The organism is Aeromonas sp. 600774 (genome assembly GCF_049175075.1).
Lineage (GTDB): Bacteria > Pseudomonadota > Gammaproteobacteria > Enterobacterales > Aeromonadaceae > Aeromonas > Aeromonas veronii_A.
In genome coordinates this window covers 547,892-561,663 of sequence record NZ_JAAKUJ010000001.1, presented here as the reverse complement: position 1 = coordinate 561,663, position 13,772 = coordinate 547,892, and the positions used below count along the sequence as shown (strand labels likewise).

Sequence of the window (13,772 nt, the reverse complement as noted above, 5' to 3'; positions counted from 1 at the left end):
GTCATGTCTGATACTCAACATTCGTGTGTGATCATCGGTATTGCGGGCGCATCTGCGTCTGGCAAAAGTCTTATAGCCCAGACCATTTATGAAGAGCTGGTGGCCGAACTGGGCGCAGGTCAGATTGGTGTGATCACCGAAGATTGCTACTACCGTGATCAGACCCACCTGACCATGGAAGAGCGGGTCAAGACCAACTATGACCACCCCAACGCGCTGGATCACGACCTGCTGGTACAGCACCTTAGCCAGCTGGTCAAAGGTGACGCGGTTGCCATTCCCCAGTACTCCTACACCGAACACACCCGGATGAGCGAAGTGACCCCGTTTGCCCCGCGCCGGGTGATCATTCTGGAAGGGATCCTGCTGCTGACCGACAGTCGTCTGCGGGATCTGATGGACGCCTCCATCTTTATGGATACCCCGCTCGACATCTGCTTGCTGCGCCGTCTGGTGCGTGACGTGCAGGAGCGTGGCCGTACCATGGACTCCGTGCTCAAGCAGTATCAGAAGACGGTGCGTCCGATGTTCCTGCAGTTTATCGAGCCGTCCAAACAGTATGCCGATGTGATCGTGCCCCGTGGTGGCAAGAACCGCATCGCCATCGACATGCTCAAGGCGCGTATTCGCCACATGTTGATTGGTTAAGATGAAACAAGCCGGGTGATGCCCGGCTTTTTTAAAAGCACAATTTGTCAGGAGAGTCGCCCAATGCGTCTGTGTGATACCGATATTGAACGCCATCTGGATGAAGGCAAGATCGTCATTGAGCCACGGCCCGGGGTAGAGCGGATCAGTGGTGTCAGTGTCGATGTGCTGCTGGGTAACGAGTTTCGGGTGTTTCGCGATCATACCGCGCCCTATATCGACCTGAGCGGCCCGAGCAGCGAGATGGCCGATGCCATCGATCGGGTGATGAGTGACGAGATCCACATCCCCGATGGCGAAGCTTTCTATCTGCACCCGGGTCAGCTGGCGCTGGCAGTGACCTACGAATCCGTCACCCTGCCTGCCGATATCGTCGGTTGGCTGGATGGCCGCTCTTCATTGGCGCGCCTGGGTCTGATGGTGCACGTGACGGCGCACCGGATCGATCCGGGTTGGTCCGGTCGTATCGTGCTGGAGTTCTACAATGGTGGCAAACTGCCGCTGGCGCTGCGCCCGAAGATGAAGATTGGCGCCTTGAACTTCGAGATGCTCTCCGGTGTTGCGGCCCGCCCCTACAACAAGCGGGAAAATGCCAAGTACAAAAGCCAGCAGGGCGCCGTTGCCAGCCGCATCAATCAGGACTGATGACAGACGGCACTGCAACGATTCAAGGGAGCACAAGGTGCTCCCTTTTTGCATCTGGAATCAAATGGATATGGGGTTAATGGTAATGGTCGGATGAGATGGGAGGGGCGGGTTGTTTTATCACCACTTTTTCCCGTTTTTCTGTCATAAATGCGTCATAAAAATGAAATTATTGGTTTAATTGTCAGCTAATTTTGCCATTTCCTGCAATCATTGATGGCTTTAATTAATCGATGGCAAGCCGCATGAGGACTGGCTCTAGGATATTTTTTTCCAAAAAGCTCTTTTTTTTTATGGCTGAAATATTTCAATGGTGGCTATGGTGTTGGCCGCCATCTGGCATAATCCGCCGCAACTCATAAACAGGCTTTTTTTTATGTTTGAAATGTTTAGTGGTTTGGGTTTGTGGTGGTCGATCGGTTTAGTATTGGCCGTTTTTTTTGTGCTTGCCTATGAATTCATCAACGGCTTTCACGATACCGCCAACGCGGTAGCAACGGTTATCTATACCAAGGCGATGCCCGCTCACCTGGCGGTCGTTGCATCGGGGATCTTCAACTTTTTTGGCGTCATGTTCGGCGGTCTGGGTGTGGCCTATGCCATTGTCCATCTGCTGCCCATCGACCTGCTGCTTGGGATGGACTCCACCCAAGGGTTGATCATGGTCTTCTCCTTGCTGTTTTCCGCCATCGTGTGGAACCTGGGCACCTGGTTCTTCGGGATCCCGGCCTCCAGTTCACATACCTTGATCGGTTCCATTCTGGGGGTAGGCGGCGCCTATGCCTGGATCACCCATAAACCGGTGACAGAAGGGATCAACGTGGGCAAAGCGATCGACATCATGCTTTCCCTCATCATCTCTCCCACCATAGGTTTCATCATCGCGGCACTGCTGCTGCTGGCAATGAAACGCATCTGGACCAGCAACAAGATCCACAAAACACCGGAAGAGCGTCAGCTGGTGGATGGCAAGAAGCACCCGCCGTTTTGGGCGCGTCTTACCCTGGTGGCCTCGGCCATGGGCGTCAGCTTCGTGCACGGCTCCAACGATGGCCAGAAGGGTATCGGTCTTGTGATGCTGGTGCTGATCTGCATGGCGCCCGCCTATTTCGCGCTGGACATGAACAGCCGCTCCTATGATCTGGATCGGACCCAGGATGCCAACCAGCGCATCATGGAGATCTACCAGCGAAACCAGTCAGCCCTCTCAGGTGTCATCAACTTCTCTGCACCGGTAACGGCTCAGGAAGAGCTGATGACCCACTGTTCCGCCGATGGCGTGCTGCAGGCGATGGCCACCCTGGATGCCCGTCTGGGGGCCGTGCGTACTTATGATCAGATGAGCCTGACCGACCGCCGTGAAGTGCGTCGTCTGCTGCTCTGTATCGATGACACCGCCCGCAAGGCAGCCAAGCTGCCACTGCCAGCCAAGGAGCTGACCGATCTGGCCAAATGGCGCAAGGATCTGACCGCGACCGCTGAATACGCACCGACCTGGGTGATTGTCTCCATCGCGCTGGCGCTGGGTTGTGGCACCATGGTGGGCTGGCGTCGTATCGTTCATACCGTGGGCGAGAAGATCGGCACCACAGGCATGACCTACAGCCAGGGCATTGCGGCCCAGATCACGGCTGCAACCTCCATCGGTGTCGCCAGTCTGACCGGTATGCCTGTGTCTACCACCCATATTCTTTCTTCTGCGGTGGCGGGTACCATGATTGCCAACAAATCCGGCCTGCAGAGCCAGACTATCAAGACCATCCTGATGGCTTGGGTGCTGACTCTACCGCTGACAATGTTGCTCTCTGGCGGTCTCTTTATCGTCAGCAATCATCTGTTTGGCTAAATGCCAATACCATTTTCGATAAAGGGCCTACGGGCCCTTTTTTTGTGCTTCTATATCAGGTTGTAAATTATCGATTTGATACCTGGCTGGACAGGGCAAGGGCCACTGAATGGTATGAGAGCGCATCATGAATGCGATAGTCAGGGCTTGTTTGTGAAATATTTTCACACATCTCACACTCACACAGATTGTGTGAAACAAGGATCTTTATTTGGTATGACGACAGCGGTGATCTCCACATACCTGTTATCGGCAAAATCCATATCGCAGCCGAGTCAGTAGCAAGTAAATCATGAAGATGGGTAGATCTATCAGTTTTTGCCGCGGGTCATCAATCATCAGCAGGCTCCCTTTTAGAATGAACAGGGATTGAAATGCTGACTAACCCAACTCCTGAGAGCTTGAGCAGTATTGCCGCGGGGTAATACAGATCAATCCTTGTTTGTATTGCGTATCCGCTGAATCGCCTTCGGCCTTTATATGCCAACAAGCTTATTGTTGAATTTAATTTTTAAAGTATTCGAAGATAACGAGAAAATCTTGATAGGGCTTGGCAAAAGAGAGCCAATTCTTGGCGATACTGACCTTGCTTGCAGTCGCCAGGTCCGCCAGTGCAAGCAGAGGGGCGGGTCATGAGCCAATCTGTGGTGCTGTTACTTCTATGTATCTTGTTTGTCTATTCGCCCGCATCCACAAGAGTCGAAGGTTAACTTTCACCATCGTTACCCGATATGGTTGGCTATAAAGCTCTGAGGCATGGTTTAACCTGGCTGGTGGCGAGAAACATATCTGGTTAATCACTATCTCAAGCCAAATATGGTGTAGAGGAGGATATCTGAGGCATTACCTAACTGAGCAGAGTGCATTTAATGGGATATTTTCATTAGGTTCCTAATCCAAACTCCTTATTGATGAGGCGTTATCAACCGATGTCATGCAGATAAAAAAGAGCCACACAATGGTGTGGCTCTCAATTTAGTCGTTACCGGTGGATATCAGGGGCGACCCGCTGGGCAGGTGGCCACGTCGACGGCGGCAGTGCTGCCACCATGACGACCTGATGTGCTCACTTCGTTGCGTACCAGCGGCGGGTAGTTAACCGGCTCACGAGTAGGCAGGGCAGGAGCTTCGGCAGGGGTTGCCATCGGCGCGGATGCTTTGCGGGCACGAGCCAACAGGCCAGCACCGTGAGCTACCTGTTTTGTAACGACCGGAGTCTCTTCAATCGCAACAGCAGCGACAGGTGCCGGGGCTTCGACAACATCAGCTGGCATTTCGGCTGCAGCCGGTACAGCTTCCACGACAGGAGTGTTGACAGCAGGAGCTTCTTCAACAACCGGAGCAGTTTCAACGATTTCAGTGGCAGCCATGTCGACAGCCGGAGCGGCGACAACGACAACTTCCGGCTCTGCTGCAACCACGACTTCTGCAACAGCTGCAACAACCGGGCTAGCGCTCACATCGGCTTGAGTTGCTTCAACCTGGGCAGCAGCCTGTTCGGCAGCTTCTTCTGCAACGGCTTCGACAACCACATGCTCGGTCAGTGCGGCAGAGGCTTGCAGGGCAGCTGCGACGGCTTCAGCGCTCGGGATGGTAACAACGGGCACTACCGGCTCTTCAACCTGCGCTTTGGCAATATCTGCCTGGGCTGCGGTGGTCAGAGTGGTAGTATCTTGCTGTTCTTCATCACGCTGGCTGCGGGCATCTTCGTTGATGCGCTTGCGGCGCTGTCCTTCGATACGCTGGCTGCGCGGAGTGCGGCGTGAACGGCGCTGGCCTTCACTCTGCTCTTCCTGCTCGTTACCCACGGTGGCATCGATCACGTCAGCTTGCGCAGGTACTTCGTCAACCGGCAGGGCAGGGGTGTCAGCAGCGGCGACATCGACGCGGATCTGCTTGCGCAGTTGGCGACGTTCGCGGCGCTCGGCCACTTTCTGCTCTTTTTCCTGACGTGGCTGGACGGCAGTTGCATCAACGGTGTCTACCGCTTCAACAACGACTTCGGCGCGCGGCTCACGGGGAGCACGAGGTTCACGGGCCGGACGTGGTGCACGTTCCTGGCGCGGTTCGCGAGGCTCGCGTTCCTGACGGGGTTCACGTTCCATGCGCTGTTCGCTGCGCACTTCGCCACGAGCTTCACGCTCCTGACGAGGCTCGCGCTCTTTGCGCGGACGGCGATTGCGGTTTTCACCACCTTCGCGGTTGCCACCTTCACGCTTCTCGCCAGCTTCCGCATTGTTGCGGTTGCCACGATTGTCATCACGACGAGGACGCTGACCACGGCCACGGCCTTCTTCGCGCTGGTGACGTTGACCTTCATCCTTGCGTGCTTCACGAGCTGCTGGTTTCTCGGCGGGCGCTTTCACGTCGGCAGGGGCGGCATCGCTGCTGAACAGGCCGGTAATGCCTTTGATCAGCTTGCTGAAGAAGCCGGCTTCGGCAGGGGCCGCAGCAACGGGAGCTGCCGGCTGTTGCGGTGCAACAGGGGCCGGTTGTGCCGGTTGGGCAAAGCCTTGCAGCAGCGGTTGCTCACGCTCGATCACCTGAGCTTGCTTCGGTTGGTAGACCGGCTTGGCAATCTCGGTTTTCAGCTCGTAGCTGGCCGCTTCCGGGATCTCGTTCTGACGAATGCGAGTCACTTCGTAGTGCGGGGTTTCCAGATGCTGGTTCGGAATAATGTAAACACGCACATCATTGCGCTGTTCCAGACTGGCGATGGCGGCACGTTTCTCGTTGAGCAGATAGGCGGCAACATCCACCGGCACTTGGCCGTGAACCTGCTCGGTGTTGTCCTTCATGGCCTCTTCTTCGATGAGACGCAGGATGGACAGGGCAAGGGATTCGTTGTCACGGATCACGCCTTGGCCCTGGCAACGGGGGCAGATATGGCTGCTGGACTCGTTGAGGGAGGGGCGCAGACGCTGGCGAGACATCTCCAGCAGACCGAAACGGGAGATCCGACCCAGCTGGATGCGGGCACGATCCTGATGAACTGCTTCACGCAGACGGTTTTCCACTTCGCGCTGATGGCGAACCGGGGTCATGTCGATGAAGTCGATTACGATCAGGCCACCCAAGTCGCGCAGACGCAATTGACGGGCAATTTCGTCGGCCGCTTCCAGGTTGGTTTGCAGCGCCGTCTCTTCGATATCGCCGCCCTTGGTGGCGCGGGAGGAGTTGATATCGATGGAAGTCAGGGCTTCGGTCGGATCGATAACGATGCTGCCGCCGGAGGGGAGGCGCACTTCACGCTGGAAGGCTGATTCTATCTGGCTCTCAATCTGGAAGTGGTTGAACAAGGCAACTTCACCCTTGTACAGCTTCACACGGTTGAGAAAATCGGGACGTACCAGCTCGATATGGGCCTTGGCGCGTTCGAAAATCACCGGATTGTCGATCAGGATCTCGCCCACATCGCGACGCAGATAGTCACGGATGGCACGCACGATGACGTTACTTTCCTGGTGGATCAGTACCGGCGCAGCGCGCTCCTGGGAGGCTTTGTGGATGGAGTCCCAGTGGTTGAGCAGAACGTTCAGATCCCACTCCAGCTCTTCTGGCGACTTGCCCACACCAGCGGTGCGCACGATCAGGCCCATGCCTTCCGGCACGGTCAATCCACTCAGGGCTTCTTTCAGTTCAGTCCGCTCATCACCCTCGATACGGCGGGAGATACCACCGGCACGGGGGTTGTTGGGCATCAGTACCAGGTAGCTACCTGCCAGGCTGATAAAGGTGGTGAGGGCTGCACCCTTGGTGCCACGCTCTTCCTTGTCGATCTGGACGATAACTTCCTGACCTTCGCGGACCACTTCTTTGATGTTGGGACGACCCTGATAGGAGTAACCGGAGGGGAAGTAATTGCGGGCGATCTCCTTCAACGGCAGGAAACCGTGGCGCTCGGCGCCGTAGTCGACAAAAGCAGCTTCAAGGCTGGGTTCTACGCGGGTGATTTTACCCTTGTAAATGTTCGCTTTCTTCTGCTCGTGTCCCGGACTTTCAATATCCAAATCGTAGAGCTGTTGTCCGTCAACCAGCGCTACGCGCAACTCCTCTTCTTGAGTTGCGTTGATAAGCATTCTTTTCATTGAGTTCTCATTATTGTGTCATTTTGATTTCCTCCATCTGGGTCCTGCCAGCGCCGGCCTCGGGTCTTCAGCATACTGGGGCAACCTCCCGGTTGGGGTATGCATGAGGCGCAAACTAAGGGCGTTCTGGTCATCACTTCTCGAGAAGGAATGAATAAGGATGCCGAAATGGAGACAAATAAACGGTGATGTTTGTGTTCTCCATGCGTTGTACCTCGCACCCGGGAACCGTCATGTTCTTGTATACACGGTGTTTCGGGATTGGGTGGCATACTTTTTGGCCACTTAGTACAAGGCTTGAACACAATGACAAAACCTTGTTTATTATCCCATTTAAACCTCTTTTATAGCAAGGCGCCATTTTTCAACAAACCATGCAGCCAAGGGGCGCTGGCAGTGTTAAAATCCGCGCCATGACACAGATACAACAACAAGTGCAGCTGCTCACCATCGAAGCTGAGCATGACGGGCAGCGCATCGACAATTTTCTCAAGACTCAGCTAAAGGGCGTCCCCAAGAGCCTGATCTATCGCATCCTTCGCAAAGGCGAAGTGCGGGTAAACAAAAAGCGCATCAAACCGGAGTACAAACTCTGCGCAGGTGACGAGGTGCGGGTTCCTCCCGTGCGCGTTGCCGAGAAGAATGAGCTGCCTTCGGCAAACCTCGGGGTTATCCAGCGTCTGGAGAGCCAGATCCTGTTCGAAGACGATGCCATGATCGTGCTGAACAAGCCCTCCGGCATGGCCGTACACGGTGGCAGCGGCCTGAGCTTTGGCGTTATTGAGGGGCTGCGAGCCCTGCGTCCAGAAGCCCGTTTCCTCGAGCTGGTGCACCGCCTTGACCGCGACACCTCCGGCGTGCTGCTGGTCGCCAAAAAGCGCAGCGCCCTGCGTAGCCTGCATGAGCAGTTGCGCGTCAAGACCATGCGCAAGCAGTATCTGGCGCTGGTGCGCGGCAAGTGGCAGGCCCATGTAAAAGTGGTCAACGCACCGCTGCGCAAGAATGATCTGCAATCCGGTGAACGGGTGGTGCGGGTCAGTGCCGATGGCAAGCCCTCCGAAACTAGGTTCCGTATCGTGCGTCAATTTGCCGAAGCGACCCTGGTCGAGTGCAGCCCCATTACTGGCCGTACCCACCAGATCCGCGTGCACACCCTGCATGCCGGTCACCCGATCGCCTGTGACGATAAGTACGGTGAAGCGGCGTTTGACGAGAAAATGCGCAGCCAAGGGCTAAAACGGCTCTTTTTGCATGCCTGGAAGCTCAGCTTCACCCATCCGGCCGATGGTCGCGAGATGCAGGTCGAAGCGCCGTTGGCACCTGAGCTCGACAACTTCCTCAACGGCTTGCCACGCTGATGCAGGATATCCGGCTCGCCATTTTCGATTGGGATGGTACCCTGATGGATTCGGTGGGCCGGATTGTGGCCTGTGTGCAGGGGGCCGCCAGAGATTGTGAGCTAGCGGTTCCTGCTCCAGCCCAGATCCGGCAGATCATCGGGTTGAGCCTCGATGTCGCCATGTCCCGTCTGTTCCCCTTATGCAGTGACAGTGGCGCTACCAGAGATGAGCGCCAGATTGCCGCACTCATCAATCGCTATCGTCATCACTATCTGCACGACGCTACCCCCAGCCCGCTGTTTGCCGGGGCAGGGGAGTTGCTACATGACTGGCAGTCACGGGGACTGCAACTTGCTGTCGCTACCGGGAAATCGCGCCGTGGGCTGGATCGGGTATTGGATGAGACCGGGCTGCACCCGTTATTTGTGACCAGTCGTGGGGCCGATGAGGCTCGCTCCAAGCCTGATCCGCTGATGCTTGAGCAGATCCTGGACGAGCTGGGGCTGTCACCCCGGCAGGCCGTAATGATCGGCGACTCTGTTCACGATATGGCGATGGCCGAGGCAATTGCCATGCCGCGTATTGGCGTTACTTGGGGTGTAGATAGTAGTGATGCTCTCAGTCGTCACGAACCTGTAGCGGTGGTGGACTCCATGACGGCTCTTCGCGGGCTGTTGTAGACGCTTCTCTTTAAGAGACATCAATCTGATTGATATAAAAAGCCCGGTCTATTGATCGGGCTTTTTATATCCTCGATCTAGCTTATCTATTCGCCCGCAATCAGGGCAGGGCAATACCGTGGCGCTCCAGCAGTTCGATCAGGCCGATCAGTGGCAGACCGATCAAGGCGTTAGGATCGCGCCCCTCCAGCCCCTTGAACAGCACGATGCCCATACCTTCACATTTGAAGCTGCCAGCACAATCTAGTGGCAATTCTGCCTCTACATAGCGGCGAATGGCGGCTTCATCGAGGTTGCGAAAATGGACAGTGAAGGGTTCCACCAGTTGATGAGCCTCATTGGTTGCGGCATTCACTACGCACAGGCCTGTGTAGAAGGTGACACTGCGCCCCTGGGCCGCCATCAGCTGGGCGATGGCATTGTCGATGGTACCCGGTTTGCCGAGGATGTGACCATCGCATACACACACCTGATCAGAGCCGATAATCAAGCCGTGATCACGTTGCCCGGCGATGGCATCAGCCTTGGCATGGGCCAGCCTAGCCACCAGCGCCTCGGCAGATTCGCCAGCCACTGGTCGCTCATCCACATCGGGGGCGGCACATTCAAAGGGGAGTCCGAGCTTCTCCAGCAAGGCTTTGCGATAGCGAGAAGTTGAGGCGAGGATCAGATTCTGTGGCATAATTAGGTACCGATGAAAGCGAGTACCGGCATTCTAGGGACTTGTGACGTTAAAATCATCGGCGGTAAGGACTTTTTCCTTTGACTATCAGTTGTTGGACCTATATTATTCGCGCCCTATGCAAAAGGTGAAGTTGCCCGTTAAGGTTGATCCAGTCCGTAGTGCCTTGAAGCTGCTCGATTACATCGGGATAGTGGAAAAGTCGCAGATGCCCAGGCTGGAGGAATCAACCGCTGGCTTGCAGAGTGATATCGAGGTATCACTGCACTTTGGCAAAGATGTCCAGAAGTTGACCGTTATGAAAGGCACTGCCCATGCCAAGGTTGACCTGGTTTGCCAACGTTGCGGAGAGACATTCGAACACCTCTGTGAAGCTGAATTTATCTACACTCCGCTGTTCGAAAGAACAAACGAGGAAGAACTGCCGGAAGCTTATGAGCCCATTGAGTTGGACGAAAACGGCGAGATAGATCTTCATCAAATCCTGGAGGATGAGCTCATCCTCTCGTTGCCTCAAGTCGCAATGCATTCTCTGGATGCCTGCCCGAGAGGAAACATGGAGATGACCTGGGGTGAAATCGAACCTGCTGATGAGCGGCCGAATCCCTTTGCAGTTCTTGAAGAGCTTAAACGTAAGTGAATTTAGGAGTTAGCCTACAATGGCCGTACAACAGAACCGTAAAACCCGTGCCAAGCGTGGCATGCGTCGTTCCCACGATGCGCTGACCACCGCTGCCCTGACTGTTGATCAGACCAGTGGCGAAATTCATCGTCGTCACCACGTGACTGCCGATGGTTTCTACCGCGGTAAAAAGGTAATCGCTTAAGGATTGCCTTTGTCTACGCAAACTGTCGCGCTAGACATCATGGGGGGAGATATTGGCCCCTCGGAAACAGTGCCTGCCGCCGTGCAGGCACTGTCTCTTTTACCCCAGCTAAAACTGATCCTGGTCGGTGACCACCACCAGACCTCCTCTCTGCTGCAGCAACATGGCTTGCTGAATCATCCCCGCGTTCGTTTCGTACATGCATCCCAGGTGGTTGGCATGGGTGATAAACCGATCGTGGCGCTGCGAACTCTGAAAGACTCCTCCATGCGGGTGGTACTCAATCTGGTGAAAGCCGGTGAGGCCGATGCCTGCGTCAGTGCTGGCAATACCGGTGCGTTGATGGCGATGGCCAAGTGCGTGCTCAAATCCCTGCCCGGGGTAGACAGACCCGCCCTTATCAAGGCGCTGCCGACATTGAGCGGCAAACGTACCGTGATGCTGGATCTAGGCGCCAACGTCAGTTGCGATGCGGATACCTTGCTGCAGTTTGCGGTGATGGGCTCCGTCGTGGCCGAAAAGGTAGAAGGCATTGCATCACCCCGTGTTGCCTTGCTCAACATCGGCGAGGAGGAGATCAAGGGCAACGATCTGGTGCGCCACAGCGCCGAATTGTTGCGTCAGTGTCCCGCACTCAATTATGTCGGGTTCATCGAAGGGGATCGCATCTTCAGCGGCGACAGCGACGTGATCGTCTGCGACGGTTTTGTCGGCAATGTCTCCCTCAAGACGGCAGAAGGGGTGGTGCGGATGATGGCTCAGCTGGCCGGATATCCCCGCAAGAAACGCACTTTTCTTGGCCGGATCGCCGGATTTATGTTCAAACGGCGTTTTTCTTACCTGAACCCCGACCAGTATAACGGAGCAAGTCTGTTAGGATTGCGCGGCATTGTGGTAAAAAGTCATGGGCGGGCCGAACGGCGCGCTCTGTGTAATGCGATCCTGCTGGCCGCACAAGAGGCCAAACATCAACTTCCACTGCAAATAGCAGATCGCCTTGAAGCTGTCTTCTCTGACAGGGATCTATAAGAACTCTATGCATAGCAAAATTCTGGGTACTGGCAGCTACCTGCCGAGTTCAGTGCGGACTAACGCCGATCTCGAGCAGATGGTTGAGACCAGTGATGAGTGGATCGTGGAACGCACCGGTATCCGTGAGCGCCGTATTGCCGGGGCTGACGAAACCGTTGCCACCCTCTCTTACCAGGCCGCCCTGCGCGCCCTGGATGCAGCCGGCCTGACCGCTGCCGATCTCGATATGATAGTGCTGGCCACCACCAGTGCTGAAAATGCCTTCCCGGCTGCCGCCTGCGAGCTGCAGGGGCTGCTCGGCGTTCCGGGCATTCCTGCCTTTGACGTGGCTGCTGCTTGCGCAGGCTTCACCTACGCACTCTCCATTGCCGATCAATTCGTCAAATCCGGCGCCGCCCGCCATGTGCTGGTCGTCGGGGCCGATGTGCTCTCCCGCATGTGCGATCCGCAAGATCGCGGCACCATCATCCTGTTTGGTGACGGGGCCGGGGCTGTGATTGTCGGTGCCAGCGAGACGCCGGGCATCCTCTCTACCCATCTTCATGCCGATGGCCGTTATGGCGAGCTGCTCAAGCTGCCGCAACCCCGTCGTGGCATGCCGGGTGCCGAGCTCGAAGCCTACATGTATATGAAGGGCAACGATGTCTTCAAGGTAGCAGTCACCCGTCTGAGCGAGATCGTAACCGAAACGTTGGCCGCTGCCGGTATCGAGCCGAGCGAGCTGGATTGGCTGGTGCCGCATCAAGCCAACTTCCGCATCATCAGTGCCACCGCCAAGAAGCTGGGTATGAGCCTCGATAAAGTGGTACTGACCCTCGACAAGCACGGCAATACCTCTGCCGCTTCTGTTCCGGTTGCCTTCGACGAAGGGGTGCGGGATGGCCGGATCAAACCGGGTCAGCTGGTTCTGCTGGAGGCCTTTGGCGGCGGTTTCGCCTGGGGCTCGGCGCTGGTTCGCCTTTGATCTTCGGCGGGATGGTGTCTCCATCATTCCGTCACCGATTTCATTTTTGTCTTATCTAAAAGGAATCAATGATGACCCAATTTGCCATTGCCTTCCCGGGACAAGGTTCCCAGTCCGTAGGCATGCTGGCCGAGCTGGCCGAACAACATGCCGTGATCAAGGAGACCTTCGCCGAGGCGAGCCAGGTGCTGGGTTATGACCTGTTTGCCTTGGTGATGGATGGTCCGGTTGAAGATCTGAACAAAACCTGGCGCACTCAGCCTGCGCTGCTGACAGCCTCTGTCGCTCTGTGGCGCCTGTGGCAACAGCAGGGTGGGGCAACGCCTGCCATGATGGCGGGTCACAGCCTGGGTGAGTACTCCGCGCTGGTTTGCAGCGGCGCACTCGATTTTGCCGATGCGGTCAAACTGGTCGAGCTGCGTGGTCTGGCCATGCAGGAAGCGGTACCGGAAGGCACCGGCGCCATGGCGGCCATCATCGGCCTGGATAACGAATCCATCGCCGCCAACTGCGAAAAAGCGGCAGAAGGGCAGGTGGTCTCTCCGGTCAACTTTAACTCTCCGGGCCAGGTGGTTATCGCCGGTCACAAAGAGGCCGTTGAGCGCGCCAACGTGCTGATGAAAGAGTCGGGTGCCAAGCGTGCGTTGCCGCTGCCAGTCTCCGTACCGTCTCACTGCGCGTTGATGAAACCTGCCGCAGAAAAACTGGCAGCTGCGCTGGACGGGATCGAGATCAAGGTTCCAACCATCGCTGTCATCAATAATGTCGACGTATCCTGTGAACAGGATCCGGCCGCCATCAAGCAAGCGCTGGTACGTCAGCTGTTCAGCCCGGTTCGTTGGACCGAGACTGTCGAACGGATGGCCAACGAGGGGGTTACCCTCGAGATCGAGATGGGACCGGGCAAAGTGTTGACCGGGCTCGCCAAGCGTATCGACAAGCGCGTGGAAGGTATTCACGCCAACGATGCCGTCTCTTTCGAGCAGGCGCTGGCCCAGATCAAGTAAACAGGAGCAAGTA

General features: G+C 56.2%; 12 protein-coding genes. 10 read left to right on the top strand and 2 right to left on the bottom strand.

Translation table 11 applies throughout. From position 1 onward, the window contains the following. Positions 1 to 3: 3 nt before the first annotated feature. From udk to G5171_RS02340, 3 genes are all read left to right on the top strand, one after another. Complete coding sequence (udk, locus tag G5171_RS02350; protein WP_005345570.1) at positions 4 to 648, top strand: uridine kinase; 645 nt, start codon at positions 4 to 6, stop codon at positions 646 to 648. A 63-nt stretch (positions 649 to 711) separates the two neighbouring features. Next, on the top strand, positions 712 to 1,293 hold the full coding sequence (gene dcd, locus G5171_RS02345) for a dCTP deaminase (protein ID WP_005336719.1): 582 nt from the start codon (positions 712 to 714) through the stop codon (positions 1,291 to 1,293). A 376-nt stretch (positions 1,294 to 1,669) separates the two neighbouring features. Next, positions 1,670 to 3,139, top strand: coding sequence for an inorganic phosphate transporter (locus G5171_RS02340; protein WP_005345566.1), 1,470 nt, complete (start codon positions 1,670 to 1,672; stop codon positions 3,137 to 3,139). A 995-nt stretch (positions 3,140 to 4,134) separates the two neighbouring features. Here G5171_RS02340 and rne read toward each other — a convergent pair. Further along, complete coding sequence (gene rne / locus G5171_RS02335; protein WP_421250089.1) at positions 4,135 to 7,227, bottom strand: ribonuclease E; 3,093 nt, start codon at positions 7,225 to 7,227, stop codon at positions 4,135 to 4,137. A 413-nt stretch (positions 7,228 to 7,640) separates the two neighbouring features. Between rne and rluC the strand changes: the two genes are divergently transcribed. After that, the gene (gene rluC, locus G5171_RS02330) at positions 7,641 to 8,585 is read left to right on the top strand and encodes a 23S rRNA pseudouridine(955/2504/2580) synthase RluC (RefSeq protein ID WP_005351815.1); all 945 of its coding nucleotides are present in this window, start codon (positions 7,641 to 7,643) and stop codon (positions 8,583 to 8,585) included. Then, entirely contained in the window at positions 8,585 to 9,247 is a 663-nt protein-coding gene (locus G5171_RS02325; RefSeq protein ID WP_421243562.1) for an HAD-IA family hydrolase, read from the top strand. Before rluC ends, G5171_RS02325 begins: the two co-directional genes overlap by 1 nt. A gap of 100 nt (positions 9,248 to 9,347) precedes the next feature. Here the strand turns inward: G5171_RS02325 and G5171_RS02320 are convergent, their stop codons facing one another. Continuing rightward, positions 9,348 to 9,929, bottom strand: coding sequence for a Maf family protein (locus G5171_RS02320; protein ID WP_421243563.1), 582 nt, complete (start codon positions 9,927 to 9,929; stop codon positions 9,348 to 9,350). A gap of 118 nt (positions 9,930 to 10,047) precedes the next feature. Here G5171_RS02320 and yceD point away from each other — a divergent pair, with 118 nt between their 5' ends. The 5 genes from yceD to fabD all read left to right on the top strand — a co-directional run bounded on the left by yceD (position 10,048) and on the right by fabD (position 13,759). Continuing rightward, positions 10,048 to 10,569, top strand: a complete 522-nt coding sequence (gene yceD / locus G5171_RS02315) for a 23S rRNA accumulation protein YceD (RefSeq protein ID WP_005345553.1) — start codon at positions 10,048 to 10,050, stop codon at positions 10,567 to 10,569. 19 nt (positions 10,570 to 10,588) lie between these two features. Further along, positions 10,589 to 10,756, top strand: coding sequence for a 50S ribosomal protein L32 (gene rpmF / locus G5171_RS02310; protein WP_005300935.1), 168 nt, complete (start codon positions 10,589 to 10,591; stop codon positions 10,754 to 10,756). Positions 10,757 to 10,765: 9 nt separating this feature from the next. Then, positions 10,766 to 11,785, top strand: a complete 1,020-nt coding sequence (plsX, locus tag G5171_RS02305) for a phosphate acyltransferase PlsX (RefSeq protein ID WP_421211009.1) — start codon at positions 10,766 to 10,768, stop codon at positions 11,783 to 11,785. Positions 11,786 to 11,792: 7 nt separating this feature from the next. Continuing rightward, on the top strand, positions 11,793 to 12,752 hold the full coding sequence (locus G5171_RS02300) for a beta-ketoacyl-ACP synthase III (RefSeq protein WP_216978804.1): 960 nt from the start codon (positions 11,793 to 11,795) through the stop codon (positions 12,750 to 12,752). A gap of 71 nt (positions 12,753 to 12,823) precedes the next feature. Continuing rightward, positions 12,824 to 13,759: an ACP S-malonyltransferase gene (gene fabD, locus G5171_RS02295; RefSeq protein ID WP_216980309.1), complete on the top strand. Its 936-nt coding sequence runs from the start codon at positions 12,824 to 12,826 to the stop codon at positions 13,757 to 13,759. Positions 13,760 to 13,772 lie beyond the last annotated feature (13 nt).

What these genes read in the sequence shown, in the direction of transcription:
- rpmF (WP_005300935.1), top strand. Translation starts at nt 10,589, where the DNA reads ATGGCCGTACAACAGAACCGTAAAACCCGTGCCAAGCGTGGCATGCGT.
- G5171_RS02340 (WP_005345566.1), top strand. Translation starts at nt 1,670, where the DNA reads ATGTTTGAAATGTTTAGTGGTTTGGGTTTGTGGTGGTCGATCGGTTTA.
- G5171_RS02320 (WP_421243563.1), bottom strand. Translation starts at nt 9,929, where the DNA reads ATGCCACAGAATCTGATCCTCGCCTCAACTTCTCGCTATCGCAAAGCC.
- fabD (WP_216980309.1), top strand. Translation starts at nt 12,824, where the DNA reads ATGACCCAATTTGCCATTGCCTTCCCGGGACAAGGTTCCCAGTCCGTA.
- rluC (WP_005351815.1), top strand. Translation starts at nt 7,641, where the DNA reads ATGACACAGATACAACAACAAGTGCAGCTGCTCACCATCGAAGCTGAG.
- G5171_RS02325 (WP_421243562.1), top strand. Translation starts at nt 8,585, where the DNA reads ATGCAGGATATCCGGCTCGCCATTTTCGATTGGGATGGTACCCTGATG.
- rne (WP_421250089.1), bottom strand. Translation starts at nt 7,227, where the DNA reads ATGAAAAGAATGCTTATCAACGCAACTCAAGAAGAGGAGTTGCGCGTA.
- dcd (WP_005336719.1), top strand. Translation starts at nt 712, where the DNA reads ATGCGTCTGTGTGATACCGATATTGAACGCCATCTGGATGAAGGCAAG.
- udk (WP_005345570.1), top strand. Translation starts at nt 4, where the DNA reads ATGTCTGATACTCAACATTCGTGTGTGATCATCGGTATTGCGGGCGCA.
- yceD (WP_005345553.1), top strand. Translation starts at nt 10,048, where the DNA reads ATGCAAAAGGTGAAGTTGCCCGTTAAGGTTGATCCAGTCCGTAGTGCC.
- G5171_RS02300 (WP_216978804.1), top strand. Translation starts at nt 11,793, where the DNA reads ATGCATAGCAAAATTCTGGGTACTGGCAGCTACCTGCCGAGTTCAGTG.